This is a genomic window from Kitasatospora cinereorecta, assembly GCF_024172095.1.
Classification (GTDB): domain Bacteria; phylum Actinomycetota; class Actinomycetes; order Streptomycetales; family Streptomycetaceae; genus Kitasatospora; species Kitasatospora cinereorecta.
Window position 1 is genome coordinate 1 of sequence record NZ_JAMZDX010000005.1, and the last position, 19,576, is coordinate 19,576.

At 75.6% G+C, this 19,576-nt stretch carries 7 protein-coding genes; 1 reads left to right on the top strand and 6 read right to left on the bottom strand.

Going from position 1 to position 19,576, the window contains the following annotated elements:
• On the top strand, window positions 1–314 hold a 314-nt coding region (locus FHR36_RS25750; protein ID WP_253800778.1), incomplete at its 5' end, for a helix-turn-helix domain-containing protein.
• A 439-nt stretch (window positions 315–753) separates the two neighbouring features.
• On the opposite strand, the gene FHR36_RS25755 is transcribed toward FHR36_RS25750, so the two are convergent.
• The 6 genes from FHR36_RS25755 to FHR36_RS25780 all read right to left on the bottom strand — a co-directional run bounded on the left by FHR36_RS25755 (window position 754) and on the right by FHR36_RS25780 (window position 19,553).
• Complete coding sequence (locus FHR36_RS25755) at window positions 754–1,995, bottom strand: MFS transporter (protein ID WP_253800780.1); 1,242 nt, start codon at window positions 1,993–1,995, stop codon at window positions 754–756.
• A gap of 78 nt (window positions 1,996–2,073) precedes the next feature.
• Window positions 2,074–3,300 carry a cytochrome P450 gene (locus FHR36_RS25760; protein ID WP_253800782.1) on the bottom strand — a complete coding sequence of 409 codons (1,227 nt, stop codon included), beginning with the start codon at window positions 3,298–3,300 and terminating at the stop codon, window positions 2,074–2,076.
• On the bottom strand, window positions 3,297–10,529 hold the full coding sequence (locus FHR36_RS25765; protein ID WP_253800784.1) for a non-ribosomal peptide synthetase: 7,233 nt from the start codon (window positions 10,527–10,529) through the stop codon (window positions 3,297–3,299). Before FHR36_RS25765 ends, FHR36_RS25760 begins: the two co-directional genes overlap by 4 nt.
• 18 nt (window positions 10,530–10,547) lie before the next feature.
• Window positions 10,548–16,823, bottom strand: coding sequence for a non-ribosomal peptide synthetase (locus FHR36_RS25770; protein WP_253800786.1), 6,276 nt, complete (start codon window positions 16,821–16,823; stop codon window positions 10,548–10,550).
• Between the two features lie 196 nt (window positions 16,824–17,019).
• Window positions 17,020–19,296: a lantibiotic dehydratase gene (locus tag FHR36_RS25775; RefSeq protein ID WP_253800788.1), complete on the bottom strand. Its 2,277-nt coding sequence runs from the start codon at window positions 19,294–19,296 to the stop codon at window positions 17,020–17,022.
• Window positions 19,297–19,307: 11 nt separating this feature from the next.
• Window positions 19,308–19,553 (bottom strand): acyl carrier protein, encoded by a 246-nt coding sequence (locus FHR36_RS25780; RefSeq protein WP_253800790.1) that lies wholly within the window; start codon window positions 19,551–19,553, stop codon window positions 19,308–19,310.
• Window positions 19,554–19,576: the final 23 nt, after the last annotated feature.

Here is a 19,576-nt window from a genome sequence, read left to right on the forward strand (position 1 = left end):
TCCACCAGCAGGACGTCCCCGCCGTCGCCAACGCCTGCCGCGCCGAACTGCGCCGCCTCGGCGCCCCCGTCCACCAGCACCGCACCGGCACCAGCCGGATACCCGAGGTCCTGCGGGCCCAGGGGGTGACGGTCCGGGAGTACGAGGTGTTCGTGGTGCTGGCCGAACGACTCGGCAACAAGGACGTGGCGGACCGGCTGTACATCTCGCCCCGAACGGTGGAGAAGCACATCGCGAGCCTGATCACCAAGACGGGGGTGATCAACCGGGCGGCGCTGTGCGCGCTCTCCGCTTCGCTGCCAACCGTTGCCTGAATCCTCCGTGGACCGCCGGTCCCGTGCCTGTCAGCGTGGAGACCATCGCCGGTACCAGCGGGGGCCCGATGACCGACCGGGCGAGCAACTGGCTCCCCCGCGAACGGCCTTACGGCGGGAGCCTTCCGCCGCGCGCAGTTCCTCGCGCCCCCAGGGTTGGCCCCAACTCTTCAGGGGCGCGGGGAACTGCGCGAAAGCGGAAGCGCACTGCCCGCACACCGACCGGGCGAGCAACCGGCTCCCCCGCGAACGGCCTTACGGCGGGAGCCTTCCGCCGCGCGCAGTTCCTCGCGCCCCCGGGGGTTGGCCCGAGCTCTTCAGTCCGCGAAGGCGGGAGAGCGCTGTCCGCACACCGACCGGGCGAGCAACTGGCTGCCCCGCGAACGGCCTTACGGCGGGAGCCTTCCGCCGCGCGCAGTTCCTCGCGCCCCCAGGAGGGTCACTGCATGGCACGGGTGGCGCGGGAGGTGAGGACGGCCAGGGCGGTGAGGGCGAGGAGGGCGGCGGTGGCGGTGAAGACGAGGCGGATGTCGGTGCGGGCGAGGGCGCCGCAGGCGATCAGGGAGGCGGGGGCGGCGGCGTAGCCGACGACCATGTCGACGGAGATGACGCGGCTGAGGACGTGCTGGGGGACGTTGCGCTGCAGCCAGCTGAGGCCGAAGACGCCCTGGAAGCCGATGCCGAAGCCCATCGCGAGGACGGTGCCGACCGCCGCGGGGGCGCTGTCGAGGAGGCCGAGCAGTCCCATGCCGACGGCCAGCCAGCCGGCCAGGGCGGCGATCAGGAGGCCGACCCGGGGGCGCCCGGCGACGGTGCCGCCGGTGAGGGTGCCGAGGATCGCGCCGGCGGCGAGGGCGCCATTGAGCAGGCCGAGGGTGGTGGAGCCGCCGTGCAGGGCGGTGCGGGCGAGGGTGGCGAAGCCGACGGTGAACGGTCCGGCGTAGCAGAAGTTGACGGCGGTGTCGATCGCCAGCATGGTGCGCAGCCGCGGGTCGGCCCAGGTGAAGCGGATGCCTTCGCGGATCCGGGCGCCCAACGTGGCGTCAGGACTGTCGGGAGCGGCGGCGGTGCGCGGCCCGGCGGCGATCAGCGAGACGCAGAGGCTGCAGAGCGCGAAGCAGACGGCGTCGACCAGGAAGGCGGCGGGGGCGTCGGAGACGGCGACCACGACGCCGCCGAGGGCGGGGCCGAGGACGGCGGCGAGGCGGCTGCCGGTGCCGAGCAGGGCGTTGGCCTGGGTGAGGAGTTCGCTGTCGACGATGGAGGGCAGCACGGAGACCCGGGCGGGTTGGAAGAAGGCGTCGACGGTGCCGAAGCCGGCGGCGGCCGCGCAGAGCATCCAGGCGGTGAGCGAGCCGGACAGGCCGGCCAGGCCGATCCCGGCCATCAGGACGGCGCGGACGCCGCTGGACCAGGCCATCAGGGTGCGGGGCGAGAAGCGGTCGCCGAGGGAGCCGCCGACGAGGGTGAGCAGGGCCCGCGGGACGGCCTGGAAGGTGAGGACGTAGCCGAGGGCGAGGGTGGAGTGGGTGAGGGTGAGGGTGATCCAGGAGAACGCGACGTAGCTGAAGCCGTCGCCGAGCAGCGAGAGGGACTGGCCGAGCCACAGCAGGCGGAAGGAGCGGTGCCGGGCGGGGGCCCACAGTCGCGGGCCGGCGGCCGGCAGGGTGGTGGTCGCCATCGTCTGACCTTTCGTCGGGGCGGCCCGCGGGCGGGCCCGGTGGTGGGCCCGCCCGCGGGCGGGTGCGGGGTCGGTCGGTCAGTAGCGGACGGGCAGGGCGGTGAGGCTGCGGTTGAGCAGCGAGTTCTGCCAGCCGAGGGCCGGGGTGTCCAGGGCCAGGCCCGGGTAGTCGCGGACCAGGACGCCGACCACCACGCCGGCCACCAGCCGGGCCAGGGCGGCGCCGATGCAGAAGTGGGCGCCGAAGCCGAAGCCGAGGTGGGTGGAGCCCTCGCGGTGCAGGTCGAAGCGGTCCGGGTCGGGGAAGCGCTCGGGGTCGCGGTTGGCGGCGGCGGTGACCAGGAAGATCCGGTCGCCGGCCCGGACGGTGTGCCCGTCCAGGTCGAAGTCGCGGGCGGCGTTGCGGATCGACATCTTGGACGGGCCGTCGAGGCGCAGGGTCTCCTCCACCGCGGCTTCGACCAGGGCGGGTTCGGCCCGGACGGCGGCGAGCAGGGCGGGGTCGCGGAGCAGGGCGAGCAGGGTGTTGGCGATCAGGTTGCTGGTCGTCTCGCCGCCGGCGAAGGCCATCTGGGTGAGCATGCCGGTGAACTCCTGCTCGGTGACGGTGTCGCCGATCCGGCCGCCGGCCAGCACGGAGCTGATCAGGTCGTCCTTGGGGTCGGCGGTCCGTTCGGTGACCAGGTTGCCGAGGTAGTCCTCCAGGCTGACCAGGGACTGCAGCGAGGTGCGGTACTCGGCCTCGTCCTGGGCGACGCCGAGGACCAGGTCGGCGACCTTGGCGTTCCAGTACCAGAAGGAGGGGCCGTGGGCGGGGCTGACGCCGAGCCAGCGGGCGAAGACCAGGGCGGGCAGCGGCTTGGCGATGTCGGTCCACAGGTCGCCGCCGCGGCCGGGGGCGGCCTTGCGGGCGAGCATCGCGCCGGTGGCCCGCTCGGTGAAGGTGCGGTAGCGGGACACCGCGCGGGCGGCGAACTGCTCCTGGAAGACCTGGCGCAGCCGGCGGTGGTTGGGCGGGTCGTTGAAGACCATCCAACGGGAGAGGATGCCGAAGGCGCGTTCGGCGTCCTCGCGGGCGCCCTGCGGCACCGCGTCCATCAGCGGGCGGACCCGGTCGGCGGAGACCGCGGGGTCGCGCAGGCAGCGCATCACCTGGTCGTAGCCGGTGACCAGCCAGGCGCGGTGCATGGCGCTCCAGTACACCGGGGCGTGCTCGCGCAGGGAGTTGAGGTAGCCGTACGGGTCGGCGTTGACGGCCGGGTCGAGCAGGTAGCGCTCGGTGAAGCGGGTGGCGGTGAGGGTCATCGCCGGGCCTCCTGGGTGATCGTGGTGAGCAGCTCGGCGAGCTGGTGGACCCGGGGTTCGGCGAGCATCGACATGTGGTCGCCGTCGCTGACGTGGACGGTGAGCCCGCCGAGCGCCACCTCGTGCCAGCGGCGGACGTAGGTCGGGAAGTCCACGTCCGTCTCGGGCATCGGTTCGCCGGCCGGCAGGCCCGCGACGTGCGATCCGACCACCAGGTGGATGTGGCCCGGGTAGGGCCGCACCTCGTACCCGGCGAGGGCGGTGAGCAGCGAGTGCCAGACCTCGATCGGGGCGTCGGCGACCAGGTCGGCCTCGCTGCGGCTCATTCCGGCGGCCAGCAGCAGGGTGATGAGTTCGGCGATGGTCGCGGTGCGGGCGTCGGACGGGGGCAGGGTGCGGATCCGGTCGCGCAGGCGCAGGGCCCGCTCCATCTCGCGGCCGACCGCGGCGAGCTTGGCGCGGGCGGTGGGGCCGGGCAGGTAGGGCTCGATCAGGACCAGCGGGGCGACGGTGTGGCCGGTGTCGTGCAGCCGGCCGGCCATCTCCAGGGCGATGTTGGCGCCCATGGACCAGCCGAGCAGCTCGTGCCGGTCGCCGCCGTGCGCGGCGATCTCGTCCGCGTAGTTGGCGGCGATGCCCTCGACGGTGGTCGGGTCGACGCCGCCGAGCAGGCCGCGGGCCTGGAAGGCGTGCACGGCCCGGCCGGCGGGCAGGGCGCGGGCGAGGGGTACGTACCAGGCGGCGCTGCCGCCGGTGGGGTGGACGCACCACAGCGGGGCGCCGGTGCCCTCGCGCAGCCGTACCTCGGAGACCACCTCGGCGGGTGCGGCGCCGGCCGCGGCGTCGAGGCGGGCGGCGAGCTGGGCCACGGTGGGCAGTTCGATCAGGTCGCGGACGGTGAGGGTGAGGCCGCGGGCGGCGGCCATCGCGCAGACCCGGACGGTGGACAGGGAGCTGCCGCCGATCCGGAAGAAGTCGTCGTGGACGCCGACCCGGGGCAGGCCGAGGGCGGCCTGCCAGACCTCGGCCACGGCCTGCTCGGTGGGGGTCCGCGGGGCGGTGAACTCGGCGTCCACGTCGGAGCGTTCGTCGGGCAGCGGGAGCCGGCCGCGGTCGACCTTCTTGCTGCTGTTGAGCGGGAACTCGGAGAGGAAGACGAAGCGCGCGGGCACCATGTAGACCGGCATCCGGGTGCGCAGCTCCTGCCGGATCGCCTCGGCGTCGGGGGCGGCGCCGGGTTCGGGGACGACGTAGGCGACCAGGGCGGGGTCGCCGGGCAGGTCGCGGCGCAGCAGCACCACGGCCTCGGCCACCTCGGGCAGTTCGCGCAGGGCGTGCTCCAGCTCGCCGAGTTCGATCCGGTAGCCGCGCAGCTTGACCTGGGTGTCGCGGCGGCCGAGGAACTCGATGGAGCCGTCGGCGTGGTAGCGGCCCAGGTCGCCGGTGCGGAACAGGCGCCGGCCCGGGCCGCCGTACGGGTCGGGGACGAAGGTCTGCGCGGTCAGCGCGGGCCGGTTGAGGTAGTACTGGCCGACGGCGTCGCCGCCGAGGCAGATCTCGCCGGGCACGCCGACCGGGACCGGCTCCAGGTCGGCGTCGAGCACGTACACCTGGGTGTTGCGGATGGCCGGTCCGATCGGCGGCAGGCCGGCGCCGACCCGGCAGATCTCGGCGCAGGACCAGACCGCGGTCTCGGTCAGGCCGTAGGAGTTGACGAAGCGGCGGCCGTCGGACCACACGTCGGCCATGGCCGCGGTCGGGGCCTCGCCGCCGGTGACGATGGTGCGCAGGGTGGGCAGGTCCTCGCCCGCCAGGACGGCGAGGGTGCTCGGCGGCAGGGCGGCGGCGGTGATGCCGTGGCGGTCGATGGTGGCGACCAGGTCCGGGCCGGGCATCAGCGCCTCGCGGGGCGCGGTGCACAGCCGGGCGCCGTTGGCGAGGGCCCAGGTGAGTTCGCTGACGAAGACGTCGAAGGTGCAGGCGGCGAACTGCAGCACCCGGTCGGCGGCGGTGGGCCGGCAGACGTCGCGCTGGCCGTGGATGAGGTTGGTCAGCGCCAGGTGCGGCACGGCGGCGCCCTTGGGGCGGCCGGTGGAGCCGGAGGTGTAGAGCACGTACGCGGTGGACTGCGGTCCGGTGCCGGGGTCGACGGGGGTGGTCGGGGTGCCGGTGCTGGTGTCGCCGCCGTCGCCGCCGTCGTCGAGCAGCAGCGCGGTGCCGTCGAACGGTACCCGGCCGAGCAGCGGCTCCTGGGTGAGCAGCACCTTCATCCCGCTGTCGCCGGCCACGTAGGCCAGGCGGTCGGTGGGGTGCTGCGGGTCCAGCGGGAGGAAGGCGCCGCCGGCCTTGAGGACGGCGAGGACGGCGCGCACCAGGTCGGGTCCGCGGTCGGCGCAGATGCCGACGATCACCTCGGGCCCGACCCCGAGCCGGCGCAGCCGGGCCGCCAACCGGTCGGCGGAGAAGTCGAGTTCGGCGTAGCCGACGGTCCGGCCGCCGTGGACCACGGCGGGTGCGTCGGGGGTGCGCAGGGCGTGGCCGTGGAACAGCTCGTGGAAGGCGTCGGGGCTGTTGGCGCGTTCGGGGCCGCGCGCCCAGTCGGTCAGCGCGATCCGGCGGGCCTCGCCGGTGAGCGCGGGCCGGGTGACCGCCGCGTCCGGGTCGGCGACCATCGCGGCGAGCAGTCCGACCACCACGTCGGCGAGTTGCTCGGCGGTGGCGGGGTCGACGCAGGCGGTGTCGGCGTCGATGGTGAAGGACTCCACGCTCACGTTGATGTTGAGCGGGAACATGGTGCGGGCGATCTCCTGGGACTCGTCCCAGGTGTCGCCGGAGAGCCGGTGGAAGTTGATCCAGTTGAACAGCACCTCGACCACGGCCGGCTCCTCGGGCCGCAGCCGGGCCAGGTGCGCCAGCGGCACCCGGCGGTGCGGCATCAGGTCCTGCTCGGCGGTGAACACCTCGCGCAGCAGCTCCCGCCAGGTCCGCCCGGTGGAGGCGAGGCCGAACGGCACGCTGTTGAGGAACAGTCCGCGCATCCGGTCGGCGCCGGGCAGTTCGGGCCGGCCGTTGGTGACCAGGCCGATCGAGTGGCGCCCGGCCGGGGTGCCCGGCTCGGCGAACAGGCCCGCGGCGTGGTGGAAGGCGGCCAGCAGCACGGTGCGGCGCGGCACCCCGGCGAGGGTGGCCAGCCGGCCGATCGGCTCGGCGAGGGCGGCGTACGAGCGGCGCACCTCGTGGATGCCGCCGCCCGCCGGCGAGCCGGCGCCGCGCCGGGTGAAGCGCACCGGGCGCTGCTCGGTCAGCCGCTCGGTCCAGAACTTCAGCCCCTCCTCGCTCGCCAGGGCGGCCCGCTCCAGGGCGACGTACTCGGCGAACCGCGGCGAGGCGGGCAGCGCGGGTGCCTCGCCGCGGGTGACGATCCGGCGGTGCAGGTCGAGCAGGTCGGCGACCAGCGAGGTGAGGCTCCAGCCGTCGAGGACGACGTGGCAGTCGGTGAGCACCAGGCGCAGCTCGTGGTCGGCGAGGTGGTGCAGGTGGATGCGGACCAGCGGGGCGGCCGCGAGGTCGAAGCGGTGGGCGAACTCCCGCTCCACGAAGGTCCGCAGGTGCGCGCGCTGCTCCTCGCGGGGCAGCGCACGCAGGTCGGTGTAGCCGACCGGCAGGGTCGCCTCGGGACGGACGAGCTGCAGCGGCTCGCCGAAGCCGATCAGGTCGAAGCCGGTGCGCAGGATGTCCTGCCCGGCCACCACGGCGTCCACCGCGGCCTGGAAGGCGGCGAGGTCGAAGCCCTCCGGGACGGTGATCTTCAGGTCGGTGACGTTGTGGTACGCGCCGCGGTCCGGGTCGGCCAGCATCTCGTGCAGCATGCCGGTCTGCAGCAGGGTCAGCGGGTAGGCGTCGACCAGGCCCTCGGGCAGCCGGGCGGCGTCGGCCGGGTCCAGCAGGGAGAACGGGGCGACCGGTCCGTCGGCGGCGGCCTCGGCGGCGCTCGCCAGGGCGGCGAGGTCGGCCAGGGTGCGGGCCCGGAACAGGTCGGCGACGCTGATCCCGAGGTGCTGCGCGCGGGCCAGGCCGACCACGCGCAGGGCGATGATGGAGTCGCCGCCCAGGTCGAAGAAGTTGGCGCCGCGGCCGACCCGCTCCACGCCGAGCACCTCGGACCAGATCGCCGCGAGCGCGTTCTCCTCGGCGCCGACCGGCGGCTCGTACCCGGTGGTGGCGGTGTCGGCGGGCGCCACCTCGGTGAGGGACTTGCGGTCGACCTTGCCGTTGGCGGTGATCGGCAGCCGGGCGTGCCGGACGAACAGCGCCGGGACCATGTACTCGGGCAGGGTGAGCCGGAGCCGGTCGCGCAGTTCGGCGGCGTCCAGCGGGCGGCCCTCGGTCAGCACCACATGGGCGACCAGCCGGGCGGCGCCGTGCGGCTCGGTGCGGGCGACCACCGCGGCGTCGCGGACGCCGGGCAGGGTGCGCAGGGCGGTCTCGATCTCGCCCGGCTCGATCCGGTAGCCGCGCACCTTGACCTGGTGGTCGGCGCGGCCGATGTACTCCAGTTCGCCGTCGGGCAGCACCCGGACCAGGTCTCCGGTGCGGTACATCGGCGCGCCGGTCGCCGCGAACGGGTCGGCGGGGAAGCGCTCGGCGGTCAGCTCGGGCCGGCCGCGGTAGCCGCGGGCGACGCCGCCGCCCGCCACGTACAGCTCACCGACCGTGCCCTGCGGCACCAGCCGGCCGACCGCGTCGAGCACGTAGCCGTGCTGTCCGGCCAGTGGCCGGCCGATCGGCGAGCGGACGCCGGCGGCGGCGTCCTCGGCGGTGATCAGGCGGTACGTGACGTGCACGGTGGTCTCGGTGATGCCGTACATGTTGACCAGGTCCGGCTTGCCGCCGGGCGCGGCGAACCAGTCGCGGTAGTCCCTGACGTCGAACGCGTCGCCGCCGAACACCACGGTGCGCAGGGCCAGTTCGGCGATGTCGGCGCTTTGCTGGGCGAGGTGGGCGCGCAGTCCCTTGAACGCGGCCGGGGTCTGGTTGAGCACGGTGACCCGCTCGGCGCGCAGCACCGCGTGGACGGCGGCCGGGTCGCGCACCTCCTCCTCGGTGAGCACCACCACCCGCCCACCGCTGGTCAGCGGGCCCCACAGCTCCCAGACCGAGAAGTCGAAGGCCGGGGAGTGCACCAGGGTCCACACGTCGGCCGGGCCGAAGTCGAAGTGGTGGTCGGCGGCGGCCAGCAGCCAGGCCAGGTTGGCGTGGGTGAGCTCGACGCCCTTGGGGCGGCCGGTGGAGCCGGAGGTGTAGATGACGTACGCCAGGTCGCCGGGTGCGGGCTCGGCGTCGCCGGGCTGCCCGGGGACGTCCTCGGCGTACAGCGGGAGCACCCCGACCGGCAGGCCGTCCAGCGCGGCGCGGCCGGTCTCGTCGGCGACCACCCACTCCACGCCCGCGTCGGCGACGGTGAACTCGCGGCGGGCCCGCGGGTGGGCCGGGTCGAGCGGCAGGTACGCCGCGCCGGCCCGCCAGACGCCGAGCAGCGCGACCGCGAGGTCGACGCTGCGGCCGAGGCAGACGCCGACCAGGTCCTCGCGGCCGACGCCGGCGGCGCGCAGCCGCCGGGCCAGCGCGGAGGCGGCGGCGTCCAGTTCGGCGTAGGTGAGGGTGCGGCCGCCGCCGCTGACCGCGACGGCGTGCGGGGTGCGGGCGATGTGCTCGGCGACCCGTTCGGGGGCGGTGCGCGGCTCGGCGGTGTGCACGCCCCGGTTGGCGGGGCCGGTGGGTCCGAGCAGGTGGGCGCGCTCCTCGGCGGTGAGCGGGTCGACGGCCGACAGCGGCGTGTCGGGGGCGGTGGTGAAGGCGCGCAGCAGGGCGGCGGTGTGCTCGGCGAGGCGGGCGATGCTGGCGGGGGCGAACAGGTCGGGGCGGTGGACGAACAGCAGGGCGAGGCCGCCGTCCTGCTCGCGCAGCTCCAGCTGGAGGTCGAACTTGGCGGTCGTCAGGTCGATCGGGAAGGGCCGGCCCTCGGCCGCGCCGAGGGCGAGCGTTCCGCGGCCGGCGGTGGCGTGGGTGAACAGCACCTCGAACAGCGGGTTGCGGCTCAGGTCGCGCTCGGGGCTGAGCTCGTCCACCACCCGCTCGAACGGCAGCCCCTGGTGGGCGAGGGCGCCGAGGACGCTCTCCCGGGTGCGGGCCAGCAGCGCGGCCGGGGTCGGGTCGTCGGCGAGGTCGGCGCGCATCACCAGGGTGTTGACGAAGAACCCGGCCAGCTGCTCGGTCTCCGGCCGGTCGCGGTTGGCGACCACGGTGCCGATGGCGATGTCGCTCTGCCCGCTGTGGAAGGCCAGGGCGGCCTGGAAGGCGGCCATCACGGTCATGTACGGGGTGGTGTCCAGGGTGTGCACGGCGGCCGCGAGGTCCGCGGGCAGGTCGAGGCGGTGCACCGCGCCGGTGCTGGAGGGCACCGCCGGGCGGGGGTGGTCGGTGGGCAGGTCGAGCGGGGTGAGGCCGGCCAGCCGGGTGCGCCAGTAGGCGAGGTCGGCGGACTCGTCGGCGGCCCGCTGCCACACCGCGTAGTCGGTGTAGGCGATCGACAGCTCGGGCAGCTCGGGTGCGGTGCCCGTGCTGCGGGCCCGGTAGAGCTCGCGCAGGTCGCGCACCAGCAGGTCCAGCGACCACCCGTCGGAGACGATGTGGTGCATGGCGAGGACCAGCACGTGGTCGTCCGGGGCGAGCCGCAGCACGGTGGCGCGGAAGGCGGGCTCGGTGGCCAGGTCGAACGGCCGGGTGGCCAGTCGGCGGACGGCCTCGGCGAGGTCCTCGCCCTCGGCGTGGTCGAGCAGGTCCACCCCGGCTCCGCCGGCCGGGTGCACCAGCTGGGCGGGGACGCCCGCCCGGTCGGGGAAGGTCACCCGCAGCTGCTCGTGCCGGGCGACCAGGTCGGCGACCGCGCCATCCAGGGCGGCCAGGTCGAGCGGGCCGGTCAGCCGCCAGGCGGCCGGCATCAGGTAGGTGGCGGCGCCCGGGTCGAGCCGGTCGAGGAAGTACAGGCGCTGCTGGGCGGCCGAGAGCGGGGTCTGCTCGGGGCGCGGGTCGAGCCGGGGGATGCCGGCCGGGGCGGCCTGGGCCCGGCCGCGCAGGCGCTGCTCCAGCAGGCGGCGGGCGGCCGGGGAGAGAGCGGCCGGCGGGCGGGTGGCCCGGCCCTGCTCGGGCATGATCTCCGAAGTGGTCATGACGTCATCCGTCCAATCTCAGTCTCGGTGGTCCACCGTCAGGGAGAGGTCGATCTCGTCGTCGCTCATCGCGGAGATCAGTTCGACGAGCTGACGCTCGATCTCGGCGGCCAGCAGCTCGACGGTGGGGTGTTCGAAGAGGTCGCGCACCTCGATCGGGCAGTCGAAGGCGGCGCGCAGGCGGGAGGCGGCCGCCACGGCGCGCAGCGAGTGCCCGCCGAGGGTGAAGAAGTCGTCGTGGACGCCGATCCGGGTGACACCGAGGACCTCGGCCCAGATCTGGGCGGTCACCGTCTCGGTGGGGGTGCGCGGCGGTACGAAGGCGGTCGGTTCGGGTGCCTGCGGCTCGGGCAGGGCGGCGGTGTCCAGCTTGCCCTGGACGGTCCGGGGCAGCGCGTCGAGCAGGACGAGGGCGGCGGGCACCAGGTAGCCCGGCAGGTGGGCCCGGCAGTGTGCGGCCAGCGCCTCGGCGGACAGCCCCTTGCCCGCGACGTAGCCCACCAGGGCGCGCTCGCCGCGCAGTTCGCGGACCAGCACGGCGGCGGCGTGCACCCCGGGGTGGCGGCGCAGCACGGCCTCGGCCTCGCCGGGCTCGACCCGGAAGCCGCGGATCTTCACCTGGTCGTCGCTGCGGCCGACGAACTCCAGGTCACCGGAGGCGAGTCGGCGCACCAGGTCGCCGGTGCGGTAGAGCCGGCCGCCGGCCGCGCCGAACGGGTCCGGCACGAAGCGCTCGGCGGTCAGTGCCGGGCGGCCCAGGTAGCCGCGGGCCAACTCGGGTTCGCTGACCAGCAGTTCTCCGGGGATTCCGATCGGGGCGAGGTCGCCGCCCGGGTCCACCACGTAGGCCCGGCGCGATCCCAGCGGCCGGCCGATCGGCACCCGGCCCTCGACCGGGGCGGTGACCCGGTGGGCGGTGGCGGAGATGACCGACTCGGTCGGGCCGTAGGTGTTGACCACCGGTACGCCGGGCAGGTGGGCGAACCAGCGCTCCAGCGGTCCGGGCGGCAGCACCTCGCCGCCGGTGACCAGCAGGCGCAGGCTCGCCAGCGAGCCGGCCACCGCGTCCAGCCGGGCCACCAGCTCCTCCCAGTAGGAGGGGGTGAGCTCCATGACGGTGACGCCCTCGGCCGCGACCCGCTCGGCCAGCTGCTCCACCGTCCAGATGTCGTCCGGTCGGACCACCACCCGGGCGCCGCAGCTCAGTGCGGGCAGGATCTGCTCCAGCGAGGCGTCGAAGGAGAGCGAGGCGAAGGTCAGCACCCGGTCACCGGCGGTCAGGCCGAACTGCTCGCGGGCGGCGGCGACATGGGCGGCCAGCGCGTGGTGCTCCACGCCCACCGCCTTGGGCCGGCCGGTCGAGCCCGAGGTGAAGATGGTGTACGCCAGCTCGTACGGGTCCGGGGTGTGCCGCGGCGCGTCGGGCGCCGGCCGGACCTGCTCGACGGCGAGCTGCGGTAGGGCGAGCCCGGCCGTCCGGTCGGCGGTCGAGGCGTCGACCACCAGGCAGCCGACGCCGGCCTCCTCGACCATGAACCGCAGCCGCTCGACCGGCAGTTTGGCGTCCAGCGGGACGTACATCGCCCCGGCCCGCCAGACCGCGGCCATCGCGGCCACCGACCAGACGCCGCGGCCCAGGCAGACGCCGACCGCGCTGCCGGGGCCCGCTCCGGCGGCGGTCAGGGCGGCGGCCAGGCCGCCGGTGAGTCCGTCCAGTTCGGCGTAGTCGACGCTGCGGCCGTCGCAGACCAGGGCCACCGCGTCGGGCTCGCCGCCGAGGGTGAACAGCGGGGCGGGCGCGGCGTCGGTCCCGGCGGTGGCGACCAGGTCGGCGCGTTCGGCCGCGGCCAGCAGGTCGACGCGGTCGACGGCCGTGTCCGGGTCGGCCAGCACCGCGGACAGCACCCGGCCGACCTGCTCGGCGAAGCGGACGGCGGTGGCGGGGTCGAACAGGTCGGCGGCGTACTCGACGTTCAGCGCGAACCGGCCCGGGGACCGCAGGAAGGTCGCGGTCAGATCGAACTTGGCCGAACCCCAGGGGAGTTCGAAGGCGGAGGTGTCCAGCCCGGGAAGTGTCCAGGTGCCGGCGGCGCTCTCCTGGACGTCCACCATCACCTGGAACAGCGGGTTGCGGGACAGGTCCCGCTCCGGGCGCAGCCGCTCCACCACCCGCTCGAACGGCACATCCTGGTGGTCGAAGGCGCCCAGCACCGTGGCGCGCACCCGGCGCAGCAGCTCGGCAAAGCCGGGCGCGCCGGTGAGGTCGGTGCGCACCACCACGGTGTTGACGAAGAAGCCGATCAGCCCCTCCAGCTCGGTGCGACCGCGGCCGGCCACCGGGGTGCCCACGGCCAGGTCGTGCTGCCCGCTCCAGCGGGCCAGCACCAGCTGGGCGGCGGCCAGCAGCACCATGAACCGGGTGGCGCCCTGCTCACGGGCGAACTCCTCTACCCGGTTGCCGAGTTCGGCCGGGAAGTCGACCTCGACGGCGCCGCCGCGGCCGGTCCGGGCGGCCGGGCGGGGGCGGTCCGCGGGCAGGTCGAGCACCGGGACGCCGGCCAGGGCGCCGGCCCAGTGCTCCAGCTGGGCGTCCAGCGCCCCGCTCTCCGCCCGGTCTCGCTGCCACTGGGCGAAGTCGCCGTACTGCAGCGCGAGTTCCGGCAGTGCGGGCGGCTCGCCGGTGAGCGCCGCCCGGTAGTGGGCGGCCAGTTCGGCCAGGAAGACGTCCTTGGACCAGCCGTCGGTGGCCACGTGGTGGAAGGAGACCAGCGCGACGTGGTCGTCCGGGGCCAGCTCCCACACGCCGGAGCGCAGCAGCGGCGGCCGGTCCAGCGCGAAGCGGCGGGTGGCCAGCGCGGCCGCCGCCGGGCGGAGCGCCGCCAGCCGGGCGGCCGCATCGGCGCCCTCCGGTGCGGGCCGCCACTCCAGCGGGACGCCCGGGTTGTCGCAGACCTGCTGCGCCGGGCGGCCGTCCACCTCGACCAGGGCGGTGCGCAGCACCTCGTGGCGGTCGACCACCCCGTCCAGGGCGCGCTGCCAGGCCGCCCGGTCGAGGCCGCCGCGGATCCGCCAGGCGTACCAGAGCACGTACTCGTCGCCGACGCTCGACGTGCGGTCCAGGAACCACAGCCGCTCCTGGGCGAAGGAGAGCGGCAGCGGCCCGGAGCGGTCCACCGGGACGACCGCGGCGCCGGCCGCTCGGCGGGCGGCGGCGACCGCCGGGGCGAAGTCGCGGATCCGCGGGTTCTCGAACAGGGTGCGCAGTTCGACCTCGCGGCCGAGCCGCTCGGCGACCCGGGAGACCGCCATGGTGGCCAGCAGCGAGTGGCCGCCGAGGTCGAAGAAGCCGTCGTCGATGCCGACCCGCTCCACGCCGAGCACATCGGCCCAGATCTCGGCGACGGCCCGCTCGGTCTCGTCGCGCGGGGCGGTGTAGTCGGCGCCGCTCGCGGCCCGGTCCGGGTGGGCGTCGGGCAGCGCGGCCCGGTCCAGCTTGCCGGAGACCGACACCGGCAGCGCCTCCAGCCGGACCCAGTCGGCGGGCACCGCGTAGTGCGGCAGCCGCTCGGCGCACCAGGCGCGCAGGGCGGCCGGGTCGAAGGCGTCCGCGACCACGTAGCCGGCCAGGCTCTGCCCGGTGCGGGCGTCCGGCCTGACGGCGGCGGCGACCACGCCGGGGTGGGCGCGCAGCACCGCCTCCACCTCGCCGAGTTCGATCCGGAAGCCGCGCAGCTTGACCTGGTCGTCCCGGCGGCCGAGGAACTCCAGCTCGCCGGTGGGCAGCCAGCGGACCAGGTCGCCGGTGCGGTAGAGCCGTCCGCCGTCGGGGGCGAACGGGTCCGGGACGAAGCGCTCGGCGGTCAGCGCCGGGCGTCCCAGGTAGCCGCGGGCGACCTCCTCGCCGCCGATCAGCAGCTCGCCGGGGACGCCGACCGGAACGCTCTCGTCCTGCTCGTCCACCACGTACACCCGGCGGCCGCCGAGCGGGCGGCCGATCGGCACCCGGTCCTCGACCGGCCCGTCCACCTCGTGGCTGGTGGAGGTGACGGTGGTCTCGGTCGGCCCGTAGGCGTTGACCACCCGCACCTGCGGCACGGCGGCCCGCCAGGCGGCCAGCGCGCCGACCGGCACCGCCTCGCCGCCGAGGATCAGCAGCCGCAGGCCGGCCAGCCGGGCGGCCGAGCCGCGGTCCAGGGCGAAGGCCAGCTCGGTCCAGTACGTGGGCGGCACGTTGAGCACAGTGATGCCGTACCGGGCGACCACCTCGGGCAGCTGGCTGGGCAGCCACGGCTCGTCCGGGCGGATCACCACCCGGGCGCCGCAGGTGAGCGCCGGCAGCAGCTGGTCGAGCGAGGCGTCGAAGGAGAAGGAGGCGAAGGCCAGCACCCGGTCCTCGGCGGTGATCCGGTAGCGGGCCCGGGCGGCGGCCACGTGCGAGGCGAGCGCGCGGTGCTCGACGCCGACCGCCTTGGGCCGGCCGGTGGAGCCGGAGGTGAAGATGACGTGGGCCAGCTCCGCCGGGTCCGGGGTGTGCCGCGGCCCCGCCGGGTCGGGGCGGACGGTGTCCACCCGGACGGTCGGGCCGAGCAGCGCGGCCAGTCCTTCGGTCGCCGGGTCGCTCACCAGGCAGCCGACGCCGGCCTCCTCGACCATGAACCGCAGCCGCTCCATCGGCAGTTCGGGGTCCAGCGGGACGTACACCCCGCCGGCCCGCCAGACCGCGGCCGGTGCCAGCGCCGACCAGATCCCGCGCCGCACCAGTACGCCGACCGGCCGGCCCGGCGCGACCCCGGCCGCGGCCAGCTCCCTGGCCAGGCCGCCGGCCAGCGCGTCCGCCTCGCCGTGGCGGACGGTCCGTTCGCCGCAGACCAGGGCCACCGCCTGCGGCTCGCCGGCGAACGCGACGGCGGGCGCGGGACCTGCCGGGCGGTCGGCGGCGCGGCTCCACTCCTCGGCCGGCCGGTCGCCGGCCCGGGGCACCACCCGGCGGGCCGACTCCCGGACCGGGGTGGCCGGGTCGGCCAGCAGGGCGCGCAGCAGCGCCACGTACGCCTCGCCGAAGCCGCGCATGGTGTCGGCGTCGAACAGCGCGGTGGCGTACTGCAGCAGCGCGATGACGGAGCCGTCCGCCGCGAGGCTGAGGTCGAGGAAGACGTCCAGCGCGGTGCCGCGCAGCGGCGGGGTGACCAACTCGGCTTCCAGGCCGGGCAGTCGGACCGGCTGGATGGCCTGGTTGAGCAGCGTGAAGGAGGCCTGGGCGAGCGGGTGGCGGGACAGGTCGCGTTCGCCGCCGACCGCGCCCACCACCCGGTCGAACGGGGCGTCGGCGTGCGACAGGTCCGTCAGGACGTTGCCGCGTACCCGGGCCAGCAGCGCCGGGAAGTCCGGGCTGCCGGACAGGTCGGTGCGCAGCACGATGGTGTTGACGAACGGACCGATCAGGTCAGCGACCCGGCCGTGCCCGCGGTCGGCCAGCGTGGTGCAGACCGCGATGTCGCTCTGACCGCTGTAGCGGGCCAGCAGGGCCTGGTAGACGGTGAGCAGCACCATGTAGCGGGTGGCGCGGTGGGCGCGGGCGTACCGGTCCACCTCGGCGACCAGCTCGGCCGGCAGCCGGAACCGCTCCACGTCGCCCGCGCCGTCCCAGAACCGGGGCCGGGGACGGTCGGTGGGCAGGCTCAGCGGGGTGACGCCGGTCAGCCGCCGCCGCCAGTGGTCGAGCAGCTTCGCCATCCTCGGGCCGGTCAGCCGCTCGTGCTGGGCGCGGGCCGCGTCGGCGTACTGCAGGGCGGGGGCCGGCACGTCCTCGCCCCGGTAGCCGGCGGCCACCTCGCGCAGCAGCACGTCCCAGGACCAGCCGTCGATCGCGATGTGGTGCACCACCACCAGCAGCAGGTGCTCCTCGGGGCCGAGCCGGCCCAGCGTCATCCGGATCGGGTACTCGGCGGCCAGGTCCAGCGGCCGGGCCAGCTCGCGGTCGAACAGCTCCTCGGCGCTGCCCGCCTCGACCCGCTCCAGGACCGCCCCGCCGGGGGCGTCCACCATCGGCACCGGCTCGCCGGCCACCGCGGTGAACCGGGTGCGCAGTACCTCGTGCCGGTCGACGACGCCGGTCAGCGCCCGCTCCAGGGCGTCCGCGTCGAGCGGGCCGCGCAGGCGGAGCACGAGCGGGAGCAGCGAGCCGGCGGAGTCCTGGGCGAGCTGGTCCAGGAACCACAGCCGCCGCTGCGCGAACGAAACCTTCGGGGTGGTGTCACCGTGCCTCGCCCCGTCGGGGGCTGCGCCTGCTGTCACTGTGGGCCTCCATGCCGTGTTTTCCAGCAGCGTGCCGTCCGGCGCGGTCCCGCCCCAGAGAAGAAGACGCAGCCCTGTGCGCAGGGCGCCGTGCCGGTGTGGTCCGGGCGGGGCGGCGAGCTGGGAAAACGCCGACGCGGCGGGCCGGACCGGGGGTGACCGGTCCTGGCCCGCCGCGGCGGCGGAGTGGGGAGTGTCAGTCCTCGTCGACGGCGACGAAGCGCAACTCCGAGGTGTAGCGGCGGCCCTGGTCGTCGGTCAGCCAGGTCTGCTCGGGGGTGGGCAGCATCTCGCTGACCACCAGCCGGCCGTCCGGGTCCTTCCCCGCCAGCCGGCGCATCGCCTTGGCGAGGATGTTCACGTAGACCGGGCTGTCGAAGTCCACGTAGAACGGCCGGGACTCGGTGGGCGAGACCACGAACACGAACCGGGGCAGGCCGTGCTCCTCGCGCCAGCGGCGGGCGCGGACGAAGCGCCGCCCCTCGTCCTTCTCGGTGGCGAAGCCGGCCGCCGCGGCCGGCAGCCGCCAGGTCTCCCGGGCCACCACCAGCCGGTCGACCGTCACCCGCGGGGTGTGGTCGCCCTCCGGCAGCACCTGGAACAGGTCCATCGCCAGGGTGGTCAGTACATGGGCGAACACGTCCACGGCCGGGAACTCGGCGCCGTCCGGCAGCACCACCCGCAGCTCGCCGTCCCGCTCGACCACCGCCACGTCGGCGCTGCGCACGGTGCGCGGCCGGGCCGGGTCGGCGGTCAGGTCGACCAGGGCGACCTGGTAGTCCTCGGGCCGGGTCAGCGCGTACTTCACCCGGGCGGACAGCCGGGAGCGGTGCTCCTTGGGCAGCAGCGGCAGCAGCCGCGGTCCCGGGTGGTCCCGGGTGGTCTCGGCGAGCAGCTCCGCGCGGTCCGGGTGCTGGTGGACGAAGAGCGAGGCGCCCAGGGTGTTGGAGGCCAGGTGGAGTTCGCCCAGCACCAGGGTGAACGCGCCGCGGGCGACCGCGTCCGGCCCCTCGGCGGCGATCATCACGTCGGGGCTGAGGTAGCGGGCGGCCGTCCAGCCGCCGCCCGGGCCGCCGAACTGCTCGCGGACGCCGTCCGCGATCCGTTCCAGCGGCAGGTCGATCCGCCGCTCCCCGGGCGCGGGCGCCAGGATCCGGGCCCAGCGGTCGCGGAAGTCCTGCTGCAGTTCCCCGGCCGCCCGGCGGGCGTCCCCGTGCAGCACCGGCATGCAGGCGAACCAGAAGGCGGCCAGGTCCACCGGTCCTTCGGCGGCCAGCCGGTCGTACACCGGGCGGGCCCCGGCCAGCACCGCCTCGGCGAGGCGAGCGGTGAGCCAGCCGGCGCTGGTGAGCAGCGGCTCCAGCGGCGCCAGGGCGTCGCGCACCGCCGGGCCGAGCAGCGCGGTGGCCGAGCGGCGGCAGTCCGCGTACACCAGGGCCCTGCAGGGCGCCGTCCCGGACGACTTCTCGCGGACCGCGGCGGTGTCCGTCAGTGCGACGAACGCCTGCTCCAGCTCTGTCAGTTCGGCGACCACTGCCTCGGCGCCGGCCGCCGCGCCGACTCTGGCCCGGCCGGCCTCCAGGGCGTCCAGCGCGGCCAGTCCGCAGATCCGGACCGCGTCGTCGCCGATCCGCTCCAGCCATGCCCGCAGGTCGCGCTCGGGGTGGGTGCCGGCCGGGATCTCCAGCCGCCACTGGGCCCAGCGGCGCGCCACCAGCTCCTCCAGTACGCCCGGGACGTCGGTGCCGGGCAGCTCGGCCGCGATCCCCAGCGCGGTGCGCACCCCGTCGCACCGGCTCAGTACGGCCGCCTCCTCGGCCGTGACCGCCTGCGGCCGGCGGCCGGGTACGGTGACCAGCAGCCCGTCCAGCCGGACGAACGGCACCCGGCGCGGAGCCACCCAGCCGCGGACGGCCGGGTCGGCACCGATCAGCGCGGCCAGTGCGTCGATCGCCCAACTCGCCCAGTAGACGGTGGAGTCGGCGACCAGCCCGGTGCCGGGCCTGATCTCCACGCCGTCGACGGCGCCGTCCCAGCGGCCCCAGCCGACCGGGCCGAAGAAGCCGATGGTGTCGTTCTTCACGCAGAACCGTTGCCAGTAGTGCGCCACCAGCTCCTCGCGCTGGCGCGGCATGCTGGTGCGGCCGGCGGCGGTGGGCGTCCAGTTCAGGAACGGGGTGACGCCGGAGTCGAGCACCGGCCGGTTCTGCCAGGCGACCGCCTCGCGGAAGGCCGGGGTCCGGGCGATGTCCTGCAGCGCCTCGGCGGTCTCCACGGCCGCGTCCGCGAACAGTCCGGCGAACTCGGACCAGCGCTCGCCGCCCAGCTGCTCGTCCGGGGCGAACTTGTCGGCGGCCTCGGCCAGCCCCGCCGGGGCCAGCCGCAGCACCCCGTCGGCGGGGAAGCCCGGTCCGCGCAGCGCGAACTGCTCCCACAGCCGCCAGCGGCCGCCCGGCAGGTAGGTGTCGGTCACGGCGCGCTCCCTCAGGCCTCGACGAAGTCGGACTCGACGACGTCGGCGAGGTCCGCCGGCGTCGGGTAGGCGAAGACCAGCGACACCGGCACCTCGACACCCAGCGCCTCCTGGAGGCGGCCGGTGATCTGGAAGGCGCTCAGCGAGTCGCCGCCGGCCTCGTAGAAGTCGCTGTCGCGGTCGAGGTCGTCGATGCCGAGCACCTCGCGGTAGACGGAGACCAGCAGGTCGGTGGTGGTACGGGCGGTGGTGGTCACGGGAGCTCCTCGGGAGGGTGGTG